Source organism: Glutamicibacter sp. AGC46 (assembly GCF_053543715.1).
Map to the genome: position 1 here is coordinate 214,456 of NZ_JBLVOJ010000025.1, position 17,042 is coordinate 231,497.

18 protein-coding genes are annotated in these 17,042 nt (G+C 56.9%); 11 read left to right on the forward strand and 7 right to left on the reverse strand.

Going from position 1 to position 17,042, the window contains the following annotated elements:
- Positions 1 to 39 precede the first annotated feature (39 nt).
- The 7 genes from ACNPM8_RS15980 (at position 40) to ACNPM8_RS16010 (ending at position 7,988) form a co-directional block, all read left to right on the forward strand.
- Entirely contained in the window at positions 40 to 777 is a 738-nt protein-coding gene (locus ACNPM8_RS15980) for a YggS family pyridoxal phosphate-dependent enzyme (RefSeq protein WP_105658530.1), read from the forward strand.
- Positions 778 to 1,291: 514 nt separating this feature from the next.
- On the forward strand, positions 1,292 to 1,522 hold the full coding sequence (gene nrdH / locus ACNPM8_RS15985; RefSeq protein WP_013349130.1) for a glutaredoxin-like protein NrdH: 231 nt from the start codon (positions 1,292 to 1,294) through the stop codon (positions 1,520 to 1,522).
- Between the two features lie 42 nt (positions 1,523 to 1,564).
- Positions 1,565 to 2,050 (forward strand): class Ib ribonucleoside-diphosphate reductase assembly flavoprotein NrdI, encoded by a 486-nt coding sequence (nrdI, locus tag ACNPM8_RS15990; RefSeq protein WP_105661398.1) that lies wholly within the window; start codon positions 1,565 to 1,567, stop codon positions 2,048 to 2,050.
- Complete coding sequence (nrdE, locus tag ACNPM8_RS15995; RefSeq protein ID WP_105661397.1) at positions 2,047 to 4,185, forward strand: class 1b ribonucleoside-diphosphate reductase subunit alpha; 2,139 nt, start codon at positions 2,047 to 2,049, stop codon at positions 4,183 to 4,185. Before nrdI ends, nrdE begins: the two co-directional genes overlap by 4 nt.
- Before the next feature lie 214 nt (positions 4,186 to 4,399).
- Positions 4,400 to 5,374 carry a class 1b ribonucleoside-diphosphate reductase subunit beta gene (gene nrdF / locus ACNPM8_RS16000; protein ID WP_105658533.1) on the forward strand — a complete coding sequence of 325 codons (975 nt, stop codon included), beginning with the start codon at positions 4,400 to 4,402 and terminating at the stop codon, positions 5,372 to 5,374.
- Between the two features lie 532 nt (positions 5,375 to 5,906).
- The gene (locus ACNPM8_RS16005) at positions 5,907 to 6,266 is read left to right on the forward strand and encodes a hypothetical protein (RefSeq protein WP_146112901.1); all 360 of its coding nucleotides are present in this window, start codon (positions 5,907 to 5,909) and stop codon (positions 6,264 to 6,266) included.
- Positions 6,267 to 6,716: 450 nt separating this feature from the next.
- The gene (locus ACNPM8_RS16010) at positions 6,717 to 7,988 is read left to right on the forward strand and encodes an MFS transporter (protein ID WP_448940193.1); all 1,272 of its coding nucleotides are present in this window, start codon (positions 6,717 to 6,719) and stop codon (positions 7,986 to 7,988) included.
- A 613-nt stretch (positions 7,989 to 8,601) separates the two neighbouring features.
- On the opposite strand, the gene ACNPM8_RS16015 is transcribed toward ACNPM8_RS16010, so the two are convergent.
- Both ACNPM8_RS16015 and ACNPM8_RS16020 read right to left on the reverse strand, forming a co-directional pair.
- The gene (locus tag ACNPM8_RS16015; RefSeq protein ID WP_013349123.1) at positions 8,602 to 8,805 is read right to left on the reverse strand and encodes a cold-shock protein; all 204 of its coding nucleotides are present in this window, start codon (positions 8,803 to 8,805) and stop codon (positions 8,602 to 8,604) included.
- Between the two features lie 677 nt (positions 8,806 to 9,482).
- The gene (locus tag ACNPM8_RS16020) at positions 9,483 to 10,418 is read right to left on the reverse strand and encodes an NAD(P)/FAD-dependent oxidoreductase (RefSeq protein ID WP_448940194.1); all 936 of its coding nucleotides are present in this window, start codon (positions 10,416 to 10,418) and stop codon (positions 9,483 to 9,485) included.
- 76 nt (positions 10,419 to 10,494) lie between these two features.
- On the opposite strand from ACNPM8_RS16020, the gene ACNPM8_RS16025 reads away from it, so the two are divergent.
- Together ACNPM8_RS16025 and ACNPM8_RS16030 are read left to right on the forward strand one after the other, a co-directional pair.
- Entirely contained in the window at positions 10,495 to 11,070 is a 576-nt protein-coding gene (locus ACNPM8_RS16025) for a helix-turn-helix domain-containing protein (protein ID WP_105661566.1), read from the forward strand.
- Between the two features lie 72 nt (positions 11,071 to 11,142).
- Entirely contained in the window at positions 11,143 to 11,961 is an 819-nt protein-coding gene (locus ACNPM8_RS16030; RefSeq protein WP_448940195.1) for a thioesterase family protein, read from the forward strand.
- Here the strand turns inward: ACNPM8_RS16030 and ACNPM8_RS16035 are convergent.
- On the reverse strand, positions 11,958 to 12,572 hold the full coding sequence (locus ACNPM8_RS16035; protein ID WP_332727678.1) for a uridine kinase: 615 nt from the start codon (positions 12,570 to 12,572) through the stop codon (positions 11,958 to 11,960). The genes ACNPM8_RS16030 and ACNPM8_RS16035 overlap by 4 nt on opposite strands.
- Positions 12,573 to 12,667: 95 nt before the next feature.
- Here ACNPM8_RS16035 and ACNPM8_RS16040 point away from each other — a divergent pair, with 95 nt between their 5' ends.
- Positions 12,668 to 13,405, forward strand: a complete 738-nt coding sequence (locus ACNPM8_RS16040; RefSeq protein ID WP_442904081.1) for a lipoyl protein ligase domain-containing protein — start codon at positions 12,668 to 12,670, stop codon at positions 13,403 to 13,405.
- A gap of 59 nt (positions 13,406 to 13,464) precedes the next feature.
- On the opposite strand, the gene ACNPM8_RS16045 is transcribed toward ACNPM8_RS16040, so the two are convergent.
- Positions 13,465 to 13,743: a glutaredoxin domain-containing protein gene (locus ACNPM8_RS16045; protein WP_105661390.1), complete on the reverse strand. Its 279-nt coding sequence runs from the start codon at positions 13,741 to 13,743 to the stop codon at positions 13,465 to 13,467.
- A gap of 127 nt (positions 13,744 to 13,870) precedes the next feature.
- Between ACNPM8_RS16045 and ACNPM8_RS16050 the strand changes: the two genes are divergently transcribed.
- Positions 13,871 to 14,599 (forward strand): SOS response-associated peptidase, encoded by a 729-nt coding sequence (locus ACNPM8_RS16050; RefSeq protein WP_332489397.1) that lies wholly within the window; start codon positions 13,871 to 13,873, stop codon positions 14,597 to 14,599.
- Here ACNPM8_RS16050 and ACNPM8_RS16055 read toward each other — a convergent pair.
- The 3 genes from ACNPM8_RS16055 to ACNPM8_RS16065 form a co-directional block, all read right to left on the reverse strand.
- Positions 14,596 to 15,108, reverse strand: a complete 513-nt coding sequence (locus ACNPM8_RS16055; protein ID WP_448940196.1) for a hypothetical protein — start codon at positions 15,106 to 15,108, stop codon at positions 14,596 to 14,598. The genes ACNPM8_RS16050 and ACNPM8_RS16055 overlap by 4 nt on opposite strands.
- 96 nt (positions 15,109 to 15,204) lie before the next feature.
- The gene (locus ACNPM8_RS16060; protein WP_448940197.1) at positions 15,205 to 15,834 is read right to left on the reverse strand and encodes an MBL fold metallo-hydrolase; all 630 of its coding nucleotides are present in this window, start codon (positions 15,832 to 15,834) and stop codon (positions 15,205 to 15,207) included.
- Positions 15,834 to 16,919 carry an S-(hydroxymethyl)mycothiol dehydrogenase gene (locus ACNPM8_RS16065; RefSeq protein ID WP_105661387.1) on the reverse strand — a complete coding sequence of 362 codons (1,086 nt, stop codon included), beginning with the start codon at positions 16,917 to 16,919 and terminating at the stop codon, positions 15,834 to 15,836. Before ACNPM8_RS16065 ends, ACNPM8_RS16060 begins: the two co-directional genes overlap by 1 nt.
- Positions 16,920 to 17,042 lie beyond the last annotated feature (123 nt).

A 17,042-nucleotide genomic window follows, 5' to 3' on the forward strand; every position in this document is an offset into this window, starting at 1 on the left:
CACCCCCAACACGTTTGTGACATCAAGAAAGTTGGCGCTTTGGCTTCGCAACCTGCCGCTACCCACGCGGCCACCATCGAGGATTTCACCCGCAACCTGGCTGCTGTCAACCAGAAGATCGCCGCGGCGGCGCTGGCTGCCGGCCGCGACGCTGGCTCGGTTCGGCTGCTGCCGGTCACCAAAACCATCGATTTCGAGCGCTTGGCATTGGCCATTGCTGCCGGTGTGGACACGCTGGGGGAAAATAAGGTCCAAGAGGCCCAAGGCAAGTACGAGCACTTCTGCGAGGATTTCCCGCACCTGCGTTATGCGATTATTGGTCCCTTGCAGACCAACAAGGCGAAGTTCGTGGCGAAGTTCGCTGATGAATTCCATGCCTTGGACTCGCTGAAACTGGCACAGACCCTGCAACGCCGTTTGGAGGCAGAGGATCGGACGCTTGAAGTCTTCATCCAGGTCAATACCTCCGGCGAGGAAAGCAAATCAGGCATCGAAGCTGCTGGGGCAGCGGACTTGCTTGGCGGGTTGGCGCCGCTGGATCGATTGACGCCAGTGGGCTTGATGACCATGGCCGCAAATACCAAGGACGAAGCATCTATCCGTGGCAGCTTTGCGTTGCTGCGCGAAACCCGTGACCAATTGCAGCAGGATGCTCCTGAAAGCTTCCAGCACCTGTCCATGGGCATGAGCGGAGACTACGAGCTGGCCATCGCCGAGGGGGCCACCGTCGTGCGTGTAGGCCAGGGAATCTTCGGTGCCCGCACCTACCCGGCCTAAGTCGCTTCTGCGTCGCCACTGAGCTTCGTTGCAAGGGCAGCTGGCAAATCGCCAGCTGCCCTTGCTGCGCGTTCTCCACAGCCGGTCGTGCGTCGGCCAAACTGTGGGTGCCAGGGGCGACACTACATGTAGTGGTGCACACCGTGTACCCCGAACTACATGGAGGGTGCAGAACACGCCGACGAACATCTCACAAGAAGAATTTTTAACCCACAGCGGACTTCTGCCAACCTGTGGACAAAGGTCTCGAGTCCGCGAGAAATCGCGGTTTAAACGGGGGTTAATATCCACAGTTCCTGTGGACGTTGCCGTGGATGAATGACATACTTGTAATACATCATGTTGTGGCCGCTTGACCCGCCAAACACAAGATGTAGTATTGAACCCGTCGGTGCGGCTCGCACCAGAAGCACCTCGAAACAGTGGTTTTGAGGCATCCGAGAGGATGGCTAGGACTTTTCCGAAAATCCGGGATCTTAGCCGAAACAAAGACTTTTTAAAGGGGATCAGGGACATGGCCATCACGGTTTACACGAAGCCTTCCTGCGTTCAGTGCAACGCTACGTACCGCGCGCTGGATAAGAAGGGTGTCGAGTACAACAAGGTAGACATCTCTCAGGATGCGGCAGCCTTGGAGCACGTTCGTGGCTTGGGCTACATGCAGGCACCTGTCGTAATCACCGATGACGATCACTGGTCGGGCTTCCGCCCAGACAAGATCGAGCTGCTGGCTCCAGCCAACTAATCAAGAATTCCATCCGCTAGCTTGTAGTGGAGGCGAAAAGCAATGTCACCTGCAGCGCTTGCCGATAGGCAACATGCTGAGGCCCAGGAACCGCTGGAACTCACCGATTCGAAACTGATCTATTTTTCATCTGTTTCGGAGAACACCAAGCGTTTCGTGGACAAACTTGAGATGGATGCCGCACGGATTCCGGTCTATGCGACCGAACCACAGCTGATCTCAACTGCACCATACGTGCTGCTCATACCCACTTATGGCGGAGAGCGTGGCAAGCGCTCGATCATGCCGCAGATCATGAAGTTCCTGCGGCATGAAGCGAACCGCGTGAATCTTCGCGGCGTGATCGGTGCAGGGAACACAAACTTTGGCGAGTACTACTGCATTGCGGCAAAACGCATTGCCGAGAAATGCAACGTACCCGTGCTTTACACATTCGAAATTATGGGAACCTCAGAAGACGTTCTCAACGTCAAAGAAGGGCTTGAAACCTTTTGGACACCAGCGTCGCAGAACCGGCAGCAACGATGAATAGCTCAAAGGAGCTCCCAGCCCAGTTCCAGGGCTTGAGCTACAACGACCTCAACGCCATGCTGAACCTTTACGGACCAGATGGAAAGATCCAGTTTGAGGTGGACCGCTACGCGGCTCGCCAGTACTTCTTGGACCACGTGAACAACAACACCGTGTTCTTCCATGACCTCGATGAGAAGCTTGAATATCTGGTCAAGCACGAGTACTACGAGCGTGAAACCCTCGATCAGTACTCGATGAACTTCATCCGGGATTTGTTCAAGCACGCCTTCGGCAAGAAGTTCCGTTTCGAAACCTTCTTGGGCGCCTTCAAGTTCTACACCTCGTACACGCTGAAGACCTTCGATGGCAAGCGCTACCTGGAACGCTACGAAGATCGCGTATGCATGGTTGCCCTGCACCTGGCACGTGGCGATGAAAAGCTGGCCATGCACCTGGTCGATGAAATCATCGAAGGCCGCTTCCAGCCTGCCACCCCAACCTTCCTGAACGCCGGCAAGGCACAGCGTGGCGAACTCGTCTCCTGCTTCCTGCTGCGCATCGAAGACAACATGGAATCGATTGCCCGCGCAGTCAACTCGTCGCTTCAGCTGTCCAAGCGCGGAGGTGGCGTTGCCCTGTCGCTGACCAACCTGCGTGAGCACGGTGCGCCGATCAAGCAGATCGAGAACCAGTCTTCCGGCGTCATCCCGGTGATGAAGCTTCTTGAAGATTCCTTCTCCTATGCAAACCAGCTCGGTGCACGCCAGGGTGCAGGTGCCGTTTACCTGAACGCACACCACCCGGACATCTACCGCTTCTTGGACACCAAGCGCGAAAACGCTGATGAGAAGATCCGTATCAAGACCCTGTCCTTGGGTGTTGTTATTCCGGATGTCACCTTCGAGCTGGCTCGCAAGAACGAAGATATGTACCTGTTCAGCCCGTACGACGTCGAGCGCGTCTATGGCGTACCGTTCAGCGAAATCTCCGTCACCGAGAAGTACTACGAGATGGTAGACGACGCTCGGATCAAGAAGACGAAGATCAGCGCCCGCGAGTTCTTCCAGACCCTGGCCGAGATCCAGTTCGAGTCCGGTTACCCGTACATCATGTTCGAAGACACCGTGAACAAGGCCAACCCAATTGCCGGCCGCATCACCATGTCGAACCTGTGCTCGGAAATCCTCCAGGTTTCCTCCGCTTCGGAGTTCTCTGACGACCTGAGCTACAAGACCGTCGGCAAGGACATCTCCTGCAACCTCGGTTCGATGAACATCGCCAAGGCCATGGACGGCAAGGATCTGGCTACCTCGGTAGACATCGCCATCCGTGCCCTGAGCGCAGTCTCGGACATGTCCTACATCGCCTCGGTTCCTTCGATTGCTGACGGCAACAGCAAGTCGCACGCCATCGGCCTGGGCCAGATGAACCTGCACGGCTTCCTGGCCCGCGAGCACATCTACTACGGCTCCGAAGAAGGCATCGACTTCACGAATATCTACTTCTACACGATCCTGTTCCATGCACTGACTGCATCGAACAAGATCGCCATGGAGCGCGGCGAGACCTTCGATAACTTCGAGAACTCGAAGTACGCCTCGGGTGAATTCTTCGACAAGTACACCGAGCAGGAATGGGTTCCAGCTACCGAGCGCGTGCGCGAACTGTTCGACGGCATGCAGATTCCTACCCAGGAAGACTGGAAGGCGCTGAAGGCTTCTGTCATGGAGCACGGCATCTACAACCAGAACTTGCAGGCAGTTCCTCCCACCGGTTCGATCTCGTACATCAACAACTCGACTTCCTCGATCCACCCGGTCGCAGCGAAGATCGAGATCCGCAAGGAAGGTAAGATCGGCCGCGTTTACTACCCGGCTCCTTACATGAACAACGAGAACATCGACTTCTACGAAGACGCTTACGAAATCGGCTACGAGAAGATCATTGACACCTACGCTGCCGCAACCCAGCACGTAGACCAGGGCCTGTCGCTGACCTTGTTCTTCAAGGACACTGTCACCACCCGTGACATCAACAAGGCCCAGATCTACGCATGGCGCAAGGGCATCAAGAGCCTGTACTACATCCGCCTTCGCCAGCTTGCGCTGGAAGGCACCGAGGTTGAAGGCTGCGTTTCCTGCGCACTGTAAGACCTTGATCCATTGACCGGTTAGCCGGGCAATGGCATCACGCAACAGCTGCCGCATGGTTTCGTCCAACGGCAGCTGTTGCATATCAAAACGACCTCAGATCGTGTCAGCGATCTGACAATAACTTGGGGCCTTGCTGTACAGGCGGCGTTCGAAAGAACGGTAGAGTTGTAAGCAAAGTTCTTAATACGATTTAGCTTTTCGATGAGGGGCAATGACCGAGAAGATTCAGCTCACCAACAAGGTTGAGGCAATCAACTGGAACCGTATCCAGGACGACAAGGACGTAGAGGTCTGGAACCGCCTCGTCAATAACTTCTGGCTGCCGGAGAAGGTGCCGCTGTCCAACGACATCCAGTCGTGGGGAACCCTGACCGAAGACGAGAAGCTGCTGACCATGCGCGTCTTCACCGGTCTGACCCTGCTTGATACCTTGCAGGGCACCGTTGGCGCTGTTTCGCTGATTCCAGATGCGATCACCCCACACGAAGAAGCCGTGTACACCAACATTGCCTTCATGGAATCGGTACACGCAAAGAGCTACTCCTCGATCTTCTCGACCTTGGCATCGACCAAGGAAATCGACGAAGCCTTCCGCTGGTCCACTGAAAATGTGAACCTGCAGAAGAAGGCTCAGATCATTGAGAGCTACTACCACGGCGAAGATCCACTGAAGCGCAAGATTGCTTCGACCCTGCTCGAATCGTTCTTGTTCTACTCGGGCTTCTACCTGCCAATGCACTGGTCCTCGCATGCGAAGCTGACCAACACTGCAGACCTGATCCGCCTGATCATCCGCGACGAAGCTGTTCACGGTTACTACATCGGATACAAGTTCCAGAAGGGTCTAGAAAACGAGACCGAGGAGCGCAAGCAGGAGCTGAAGGACTACACCTTCGAGCTGATGTATGAACTGTACGAAAATGAAGTCCAGTACACCCACGATCTCTATGATCCGGTAGGCCTGTCCGAGGACGTCAAGAAGTTCTTGCACTACAACGCCAACAAGGCGCTGATGAACCTGGGCTATGAGGCGATGTTCCCATCGACCGTGACCGATGTGTCGCCAGCGATTTTGGCTGCGTTGAGCCCGAACGCTGATGAGAACCACGACTTCTTCTCCGGTTCCGGTTCGTCGTACGTGATCGGCAAGGCAGTGAACACCGAAGACGAAGACTGGGATTTCTAATCTAGAAAATCTTCAGCCTAATTGGTGATGGCCAGCAGGCCCGGACTCATGCAGAGTCCGGGCCTGCTGGCATTTAAGCTGTTCCGAAGTTGACGTATCCGGCTGGGCTAACGGTACGTCAGCGGTGGACCGAGCAAGATCTTGGGGAGCCTGTGGTGTTGGAAACGCCAATGGTTATCACGTGCGAACCCGGTGCGTGGACAAATGTCCCGTTTGCGCGGTGAGCAGCGGTTATGAAATCTGGAGTTCGTTCTCGCAGTATCCCCATCGAGACAAGGACAACCGCCAGATCGCGGGGAATTATGGCTTGGGCGGAAGCAACCTGGCCCGCAACCGCAGATGAACGCGAAATGGCGAGATTTCGCAGGTATCGTGAGCAACGGGGTTTGACTAGCATCCACGCGAGTCCAGCCTCTTAAGGCAAAAACTCCTTCGGCCACAAAAGCAGAAGGGAGAGACCTCAGCACGGCGGTCGAATAATCAGATCGCTGAATCATTATGGTTCTCTGCCAAAGCAAGAATGGGGGTCCAAATGCCTAGCTTGCCAGGCAAACTGGAGCGATTGAAACACCAATTATCGGGGCTTGGCGAGGTCTTTATTGTGCCTCCTGCTGAAGATGGATACGTATTCTTGCGGTATGCCGACTCCCAAGAGCTATACGCATTCGACTGCACTTTCGAAGAAGTGCTCAATCACGCGGTTCAATCTGGTGGCGAAGAGATCTGGCCTCAACTCGAACCACTTGAAGCTCAAGTGGCGCTCTTCGCGGTGCACGTCATGGAAACGATCGAGACTGCGCCGGACAAGGCACGTATTTTGAGCTTTGGAGGCAGTGGTCTTGAGGCAGCGAAAGGTAAGCTGCCTACGGCAGCGATTCGTGAAAACGAGTAACTTGAGTAGGCGTAATAGCAATCTCGGTATGCTTCCACAGAAGCATGCGTCGCCGTTGCCCTATTCGAAAGGACCGATCTCACATACGGGTCCGAAATTTTGCGCCTTCGCCGACGGCTCAGCCAAACTGGGGTCTGAAGACCGCGAGATGGACTCCAATCCGGAGCCGCAGAGGTGTTCGCTGTTGATGTGAACCGTGAACTTAAAGTGGGACTGTCTGCTGACCCGGCAGAGCGATACGCCAGTATTATTCGAGCGTCGAAAGATGCGGATCCGCAATCAAGGTGAGTTACCTAGCCCATTGAATTGGAAATTCATGGGGATGCGACCACTCCGGCTATAGCCCAGCTTCGGTGGGTCCATAGTCATGCACAGCGGCGCACTCAACGCTCGGAGATAAATAGTAGATACTTAGACAGTACAGGTAGCTATAAATGCGGGGGAGTCAATGTGCAGATCGAATCCACTTCGGATGAACAGCGTTCATTGGATGACCAGCAGATTCAGCGGATTCGACGCAAGTCGATTTTCGTCCTCGCTGCGGGACAAATTCTTGGAGGTCTAGGCGGTGGCGCAACCCTGACTTTGGGGTCGCTGCTGATCGTAAGCATTTCCGGACTCGATGCATTGGCTGGCATGGCCGCGACCATGAATACTTTAGGTGCTGCCATCATGGCGTTGCCTTTGGCATTGCTTGCCCAGAAGTTCGGCCGGCGTATTTCGCTGTCGACCGGCGCATTGCTGGCAGCCAGCGGTGTTGTCGTCATCATTGCCGCAGCTTTTCTGAGATACTGGCCGTTGCTGCTGCTTGGAATGCTGGTTCTGGGAACAGGTTCGGCAATGAACCTCCAATCTCGATTCGCCGCCACCGACTTGTCCACCACGGCTACACGAGGCCGTGACCTTTCCCTGGTTGTGTGGTCAACAACTGCGGGTGCAGTCATCGGCCCGAATTTATTTGAACCTGGAGAAGAGCTAGCGCAGTTCATTAGCCTTCCACCGTTTACCGGCGGCTTTCTTATTGCGATGTGCGCCCAGCTGGTAGGGGTTCTTGTTTATTGGCTGGGCTTGCGTCCCGATCCGTTGCAGATCGCTCAGCGTCAGGCGGCTGCCCAAGCGAGCGAGGTTCAGCTTCGCCGCCGCGGCTGGAGCATCCTAAGAAACACTCCTGCTGCCAGGCATGCCGTGCTTACCGTCGCCTTGACTCATCTTTATATGGTGTCCATGATGTCGATGACTCCAATTCACATGCAGCATCAAGGGGCAAGCCTCACGCTCATCGGGATCACCATTTCGGTCCATGTTGCGGGAATGTATGCGCTCTCACCAGTCTTTGGCTGGCTCACAGATATGCTAGGTCCACGAACGGTCATCTTTACCGGGCAGGCGTTGCTAGTTACCGCAAGCATCTTGGTATGGAGCAATGCAGAGAACCATACCGTGACAACTTTGGCGTTGCTTAGCCTAGGCCTCGGTTGGTCGGCGTCGACGGTTGCAGGCGCAACGATGATTACTGGATCAGTTGGCCTTGCCGAACGTCCGAAGTTGCAGGGCACGTCGGACCTCTGCATGAATCTGGCTGGTGTGCTTGGCGGTCTCACCGCTGGCCCAATTTTGGCAGCTGTAGGGTTCCTCGGACTGGCCGTGGTGCTGTTGATTTTCGCGATGTTCATGATCGCTGTGAATATGAAGTCTAATAGCGCTGGAACTGTTCACGAGTAGGGTGCAAATCCAATTCGGTAATAGGCACTTCAAATGAAGGAGAGCATATTCATGGCAGGCAGAAGGCAGTGAATCAAAGTTGGGGGAGGGCCGGCTGGAATGGCCGCCGGTTTAATGCTGCTCGCAGCGGTGTGCCAGTAGCGGTTCATGAAAAGCACCGTGAGTTCCTCAGGGACTTTCGCGGTGGCACCATCTGTCCGTCAACTTTGCACGTGCTCGATGAACTGGGACTGGTGGGCGAATTCTTAGAATCGGGTTCAGCAAAGTTACCCAGGCAAGTAGTCCGGTCTCCAACGGATCGCCGGCAACCGTTCCTAACCTGTCGCGAATGCAGCTCCCTTTTCGATTCATTGCCGTGGCGCCACAGTGGAGTTTCCGCAATCTACTAGCCCGTGCAGTTGATAGTCGAATTCCGAGCTGAATTCCGGCTACCGATGCCGATAGTTGCTGCTTTCCGCTTGCCCCCGAAGCAGACGGAACTGCCAGGTAGATTGCTTGGCGTTGGGGTTCTTCGCGAACGACCTCCGGTCGAAGCCTGCAGCTAAGAACCGGTTAAAAGCAACAAAGGTGCAGTTCCAACCTTGCGGGGAACTACACCTTTGAAGAAAGTCTCTTAGCGAGCCTGGATGTTGGTTGCCTGTGGGCCCTTTGGACCAGCTTCCAGGGTGTACTCAACAGTCTGGCCCTCTTCGAGGCTACGGAAACCGAAGCTCTGGATTGCGCTGTAGTGTGCGAAGACGTCAGCCGATCCATCCGAAGGAGCGATGAAGCCGAAGCCCTTTTCAGCGTTGAACCATTTCACGGTGCCAGTGGCCATAGTGTTATATCCTTATTTATTGATTGGCCACGATGTGGCCTGGTTGCCGATCCGAAGTTCCGAATCGGAAAATTTAGGGGTTACCTCGCGCAGAGCTGCCGAGAACGATTCGCCTGCCGTCGATACGGAGAATCGAATACTGATTTTGCCGGTATCGGCCAAAACGGGGGTCGCTGCACTTGCTTAAACATCGTCGGATTCCAGGCTGCTAACGGGTAATGACCCCACGCTAGCGGAGTAGAACAAGGAATCCACAGAAAAGTGACGTACGGAGTCGTCGAGATGTTTTATCTGCAGTGAAGAAGAGAAGATGAAGAATTCGTTTCGATAGGAGCTCATTCGATCTGAAGATCGATGAACCGATTTGTAAAGCACAGACGATTTGTTGGCTGTGCTACAAATCCTACTGCTAACAATTACTGGCGGGGACTCACACCTGCAACCGTTGAGGTAACAAATCAAGCGTACCATTGATCGCTGGTCCGTGGGGCGTGATGCGTGATACTTGGGCGTTTTGGCAATGCAAATCGTTGCATCGACATTCGTTATTTGTCTGTTGACTAGTGTTTTAGTAAATATTATTTTTCCGGAAAATTGATGCGGGCTATTTTCATGCTCACCCTGCGGCCCTGGCTCTACCCCGTTTGGGCCGGTGCCCGAAGGGGTAGAGCCAGCAGTTACGGATTCGCTTGCGCCTGGACCTTAGCTAGCTGATTTCCGAGCAGATCCGCATTTATGGCTGCTCCGGCGATCGTTCCGGCTGCGGCTGCTGCCATGACCATCGCGCCTAGGTTGCTGGCATTCCCTGCCGCATAAACCCCTGGCAGGGCTGTGGCACCCATTTCATTGACCTGGATGAAGGTGCCAAGCGGGTGCTCGGCAAGCTGTCCGCCGAGCTTGAGATAGAGCGAGGCTTGTGCGTTCATTCGGCTTGCAACTACCAGAGCTTGAGCGCTGATCTTCTGGCCGTCTGCCAGCGTGACTGAATCCAGAGTCCCCTGGGTGTCGAAATCGATTGCTTTCACTGGCTGCTCAACCACCGGTATTCCCAATGCGGCAAGTGTCGCGCGATTTTCATCGTTCAATGCATCCGGGGTGTGGTTGACGAAGGTGATCTTCGAGCTGAGCTGGCTGAACATCATTGCTTGGTGCGTGCTCATGGGGCCGATTCCGAGTACCAGGATCTCCTGGTCACGCACTTCCCAGCCGTGGCAGTATGCGCAATGGATCGCGGTATCACCCCATGCTTGGGCCAGCCCCGGAATCGACGGCAAATCATCAATGAGGCCCGTTGCCAGCACGATTCGTTCGGCGCTAAAGGTATTCCCTGCAGCTGAGACGTTGAATCCGGTGTCCAGCGAACCGGTGAGGTTCTCCACCTCGCCTTCGATGATCCGCGCGCCATAGCTAATCGCTTCCTGCCGTCCGCGGGCCAGGAGGTCCAGCGGGTTGATGCCTTCGTTTCCCAGAACGTTGTGGGCATGCTGCGCTGCCGCGTTCCGCGGATTTCCCTCGTCGATGACCAGGACAGTGCGCCGTGAGCGGCCCAATGCGACTGCGGCCGCGAGCCCGGCACTGCCGCCGCCGATAATGATCGCTTCGAAATGTTCCATGATTCCTCTCCCTGCTATTTGTGATGTTGTGTCCACGGTATCGACGTTTTGCGCTGTGGGGTGTACCGTTTTGCGCATGACGCAAGAATTCGAAGTTGACCAAGTTATCCGCCAGCGCATAAGAACGTTGCGGCAGAACCTCGGCTGGTCGTTGGAATCGTTGGCGAGCAAGGCTTCCCTGAGCGTTTCCACGCTCAGCAGGATTGAAACGGGAGGCCGGCGTATTGCTCTTGACCAGCTGGTTCCAATAGCCAAGGCACTGAATACCAGCTTGGATGAGCTCGTATCGACCTCTGAAGCCGAGATTATTATCCGCCCGGAGCCGATTTCGATGCCCGGGATAACCATGTGGAAGCTGTCCACCGATGACGCAGTTAACGGGGTGAATGTGTCGAAAATGCGTTTCGACCCTTCGCAGGCGCCTGCTCCCACCGAGCTGCGTATTCATCCGGGCAAGGAATGGTTCACAGTGCTCCTCGGAGAAATCCAGCTAAAGCTAGGAGATCGCACCTATCACGTGAAGGCGGGGCAATCTGCGCAGTTCGACACAATGACTCCTCATGCCCTGTGGGCGGTCAATGGCATTGCCGAGGTGCTCGGAATCATGGATAATGCAGGCCAACGAGCCCATGAGCACGACACAGCCAGCTAGTTTAGTGATTCCAATTACTCTTGGATAACCTGAAGGCAGAGTATTGAACACTGCGATGCCAGGAGGGCAACGATGACGCACCAGCTCAACGAGGAGCTTGAACAGGTCCTAGCTGATGGCGATTTCTATTTCGAAGCACTCGGTGAAGGCCGCTATCGCTCGTCGTGGCATTCCCAAGGTGCGTGGAATCCCCATGAGCAGCACATGGGTCCCGCCTCTGGAATCTTGGCCTACGCCTTGGAAAATTTCCAGCCTCGTGAAGACATGCGCATCGCACGGATCAGCTATGAGATCCATGGCCTTATTCACGCCGGAGAATTCGAGATCTCAACGCGAATGGTCCGTCCCGGCCGGACGATCGAATTGATCGAGGCCGAAATGACGGCCAAGGGCCGCACCAGCATCGTTGCGCGCGCGTGGCGGGTGATTACGGGTGACACCAGTGCTGTTGCAGGGGTTGAAGACAAGGAAATCCCAGGCCCAGAGGCCTGCGCGGTGCGCGAAATCAGTGAGCAGTGGCCCGGCGGCTACATCAAATCCATCGACATGCGCGCCAATGATGAGCTGCGGCCGGGTCGAGGTTTTGCGTGGCTGCGTACTCCTTATGACCTCGTCGACACAGGAGACGCCACAGCGTTGTCCAGCTTGGTGGGAATGATCGACACGGCAAACGGTGTGGTGCCGCGCGTGGATCCGGGTGAAGGAACCTGGATCTACCCGAACGTGGATCTGCAGATCCACATGTACCGCGAGCCCGAGGGCAAGTGGCTGGGCCTGGATGTCCAGCAGAGCTTCGGCACAGACGGCATCGGCCTGACCTCAACGGTATTGCACGATGAAGCAGGCCCTTTCGGCCGTGCTGAACAGATCCTGACGGTCCGTTCGCGCTAGCTCGATGCGCCGGTTGAAAGCTTGGCCAGCAGCTTCTTGAGCTCTGGCTTGGACTTCAGCGTGAACTGGCGCTGGCGGTACTTTTCCCGGTCTGCACCGTGGGCCCGGAAAAGTGCATAGCCGCGCTTGACCAAGAACAGGACCGGTTTCCGGCGCTGTGCTACATCGCGCACGAACCGTCGAAGAGCAGTTACCAATGCAGGTTCGTCGACGTAATACGCTTGGACGTTAATGCCCTTGGCGCGCAGCGGCTCAAGGATTTCGTAGAGGAAGATGCCTTCGGCGACAATCGGCCCGTCTGCGCAAGCGATTTCACGATGCCCGTTGTAGCTCGAGGTCGTGATCGAGTAGTTGGGGACCAGAGTGGTACCGTGGTGGAGCAAATCATCGATAGCCTGCAGTGCGGCTTCCTGATTCCAGGTAGCCGAATTGTCCCAATCGATTTCGCCGTAACCGGTACGGGGGAAATCAACGGGATTCCCGTCTTCGCTGATCTGGCGGTAGAACTCGTCCAGTGGCAGGTGGGGTCGGCCGAATTTCGACGCGAGATAGGACTTGCCGGAGCCGGACGGTCCGCCGATCAGGATGACAGGGGTAGAAGAATTTGGCACGCCTTTTATTATGGCCCAGAAACCTCGGCCATCGGCAATCGGATGCTGTGACATCTACTCCGCCTGGAGCGAATTGCTGAATTAGACTCAGATTTATGAGTTTGTGGAACCCCCAGTCAGATGCGCCGTTATCTGTGGAAATCGAAAATCCTACCGGAGACCCGGCTGCTGACCTAGAACGTGGAGTGCAACTGCTGCGCAGCGTCCAATCTGGCGAAAGCGGCGCGCTGCTACGGCTCTATCGTCCGGACCCGACCCTGGCCTTCGGCCAGCGCGATGTGCGGCTAGAGGGCTATGAGGCGGCTCGTGACGTAGCGCAGCAGCAAGGCTTTGCTCCTTTGGTGCGCAAAGCTGGAGGCCGGGCCGCCGCGTATCACCGGGGTACATTGATCGTTGATCATATTGAGCCCGAAGCCGAGGCGGTGATGCGCCAGCAGAATCGCTTCGAGGTCTTCGCGCGGGTGTATGCCAACGCTTTCCAGCGCCTTGGCGTGAATGCGCAAGTCGGGCCAATCCCGGGGGAGTATTGCCCGGGAGATCATTCGGTGCATGGCCTCCCTGATGGGAAATCGCCGCGCAACTATCCAGTGAAGCTGGTAGGCACAGCTCAGCGTGTGGTTTCCGGGGCATGGCTGTTCTCTTCGGTCTTTGTTGTCGAGGATTCCGCGCCATTGCGGCAAGTCCTCGATGGGGTCTACCAAGCAATGGGCATTCCAATGGATCCCACGACGGTAGGCGCGGCTAATGATCTGCTCGCCGCTGTCACCACCGAAGCATTTATTTCAGCGCTGCTCGACGAATATAGCGAGCACGCCACGCTGCAAGGCATCTAGCACAGCTTAAAAAAGAATCGGCACCCGATGCGGGTGCCGATTTTGGTTCGCGGCCGGATCTAGGCGCCGACTCGCTCAACAACCTCGTCAATGCGCGGGTTGGTGGCTGCGGTGCCGTCCGGGAAGATCAGGGTTGGCACGGTTTGGTTGCCGTTGTTGAACGCCTCGACGATCTCTGCGGTGCCTTCGACTTCTTCGATATTCACCTCGGTGTATGCGACACCCTTCTGGTCCATCAGGCGCTTGAGGTTGCGGCAGTAGCCGCACCAGCTGGTGGTGAACATGGTGACTCCGCCGGCAGCGGGAACGTACTGGTCAAGGTTCAATTCGTTGCTCATACATGGTGTAACGGCAATGATGTTTACTTTGTTCCCGGAGGGGTAGAAAAAGTTCGCTGGATTCTTTTGCTCCGCTCGCTAGACTGGGGAGCAGATTTTCCTTGATGCCGGTTCTAAGGGGTAGGCGATGTGCGGACGATATGTGATGGCCAAAGCCATCGGCGATCTGGTGGCAGAGGCCGAGGCGGAAGCGGACGCCAATCTGGAACTGCGCCAGTCCTGGAACGTTGCTCCGACTACCGACGTGCCGGTTGTGCTCGAGCGGCTGATCGACGATGAGCTGCACCGCCAGATCCATGTAGCACGGTGGGGGCTGGTGCCAGGATGGGCCAAGGAGCTGGCGGTCGGGGTGCGCGCCTTCAATGCGCGCAGCGAGACGGCCAGCACCAAGCCGACCTTCCGTTCGGCGGTGAAGAAGCGCCGTGCCGTCGTCCCGGTGGAAGGGTATTACGAATGGAAAAAGGAAGGCAGCAAAAAGCGCCCCTTCTACGTGCATCGCGAGGATGGAAAGCTGATCTTCTTCGCCGGCCTCTACGAATGGTGGAAGGACCAGGACGGGTCCTGGATTCTTTCCACCTCGATCATGACCATGGATTCGCCTTCGGCGGAAGAGCCCGGGGTGCTCGGCGAACTTGCGGGCCTGCATGATCGCCTGCCCATTCCGTTGGGCAAGGAGATGATGGGCCGGTGGATGAACCCTGCCGAGGAAGACGGTGAAGGGCTGATCGAGCAGATTCGCGCCGAAGCTTTCGATGTGGCTTCCCAATGGACCATGCATGAGGTCGATACCGCTGTTGGCAATGTGCGCAATAATTCGCCGGAGCTGATTGCGGCGCACAGCAACTCGCTGTTTTAGCCGCGGATGGCTGAGCCGCTGGGCTTGGACCCGAGCCGGAACCCCAGGTAGCTGCTGGCCAGCAGGGTTCCTGCCACAAGTCCCAGCTCGCCCATGACGTGGGCTGCGCTGTCAGGAACGAATGCTGCTTCGCTCAGCGGGGCATAGGCGAACCAGCCGAAGGTTCGAACCTGGTTGTAGTCCCATAGCAGTGCTCCGATGCCACCTGCTGCCAACAGCAGCCCGGCGATCAGGAACCAGGCCTTGAACCGAGCGAGCTGGCGAAGCGATAAGCCGCCGGCAACCCCCAGCGCGCCAACGCCGAGCAAAGCCAGCACCCAACCGAGAATTTCGGCGGGACCCGGGCCAAAGTAGATTTCAGAGTCTTCGACCAGCGGTACATAGGATCCAGAGTAGAAAACTACTTCTTGTTGACTGTCCCACCACAGCACGACGATGCCGACGATGATGAATACTGCTGCGCCCAGGAATAAGGCAGTGGCGGACTTGTAGCGTTTATCTGAAGGCATGTATTTAATCTTGCCATCACCAGATGTTTTGCGCATCAACTTTAAACACGAGCGGCAGCCGGCTCTAATGGCCTGCTGCCGCTCGATGCGTGGTGCTTAGTGACCGCGCTTGATCCATTCATCCAGGTTCGGCGCTTCTGCACCGATGGAGGTGGCATCGCCGTGGCCGGTATTGACCACGGTTTCAGCTGGCAGGACCAGCAGCTTGGTGCGGATCGAATCGACGATCGTCTCGAAGCTGGAGTAGCTGCGACCGGTAGCCCCCGGGCCGCCGTTGAACAGGGTATCACCGCTGAACAGTACACCGAGGTCTTCAGCGTAGAAGCAGGTTGAGCCCGGAGAGTGCCCCGGGGTGTGCAGGGCGGTCAGCGTGGTGCCGGCGATGGTGAATGAATCGCCTTCGCTGATTTCTGCGTCCACATCGCGCTCGGGGTAGACAGCTTCCCAGAGCATGCGGTCTTCCGGGTTCAAGAACAGCGGTGCATCCACGGCGTCGGCGAATTCGCCAGCCGCGCGGATGTGGTCATCGTGCCCGTGGGTAAGCAGCACGGCCATGACTTCTCGATCGCCCACAGCTTCGCGGATCTTGGCTACATCATGTGCCGGGTCGATGACCATCACCTCGGAATCATCGCCGACGATCCAGACGTTGTTATCGACATCCCACGTCCCGCCATCCAGGGAGAAGGTGCCGGAAGTGACGACGTTCTCGATGCGGGCGGCCACTAGAGCTCCACCACCGAACGAAGCACGGTGCCTTCATGCATCTTGGTGAACGCCTCTTCGATTTCATCGATCGTGATGCGTTCGGTGACAAAGGCATCCAGATCCAGGCGGCCGAGCTTGTACTGCTCGACGAGCATCGGGAAGTCGTGGCTCGGCAGGCAGTCGCCGTACCACGAGCTCTTCAGCGAGCCGCCGCGGCCGAAGACATCGAGCAGCGGCAGCTCGAGCTTCATCTCCGGAGTTGGCACGCCTACCAATACGACGCGGCCAGCAAGATCGCGGGCGTAGAAGGCCTGCTTGTAGGTTTCCGGGCGGCCCACCGCGTCGATGACGACGTCGGCGCCGAAGCCGCCGGTCAGCGCCTGGATGGCTTCCACGGCGTCGACCTTGGAGGAATCCACGGTGTGGGTGGCGCCGAACTTCTTGGCGCCTTCCAGCTTGTCCGGGTTCACGTCCACCGCGATGATGGTGGTTGCGCCGGCCAGCTGCGCGCCGGCGATGGCAGCAGCGCCGACGCCACCGCAACCGATCACTGCGACGGACTCGCCGCGCTTGATCTCGCCGGTATTGATCGCTGCCCCGATGCCGGCCATGACACCGCAACCGAGCAGGCCTACTGCGGCCGGGTCGGCTTCTTCATCCACGATGGTGCACTGGCCGGAATGGACCAGGGTCTTTTCGGCGAAGGACCCGATGCCCAGCGCCGGGGAAAGCTCGGTGCCATCTTCCAGGGTCATCTTCTGGGTGGCATTGAAGGTGTTGAAGCAGTACTTCGGCTCGCCCTTGGCGCAAGCGCGGCACTGGCCGCAGACTGCACGCCAGTTCAGGATCACGCGGTCGCCGACCTTGACGTTGGTGACGTTCTCGCCGATCTGGCTGACTACTGCGGTGGACTCGTGGCCCAGCAGGTACGGGTACTCGTCGCCAATTCCGCCGAGCTTGTAGTGCAGGTCGGTGTGGCAGACACCGGTGGTGAGCACATCGACAACTACTTCTCCGGGACCCGGATCCGGAACGATGATGTCTACGACCTCTACGGGTGCGTCCTTGACGCGGGAAATAACGGCTTTGACCTTATGGGACATGGGATTTAGCTCCTGGAACGATTGGCTAGTGCTCTCTCGATGCTATCGGTGTCTCAGGTGCTAATCGAGCATTCGAGACACAATGACGCAGGCAGTTTCGCGCAGAGCCAATTTGTGCAGGTC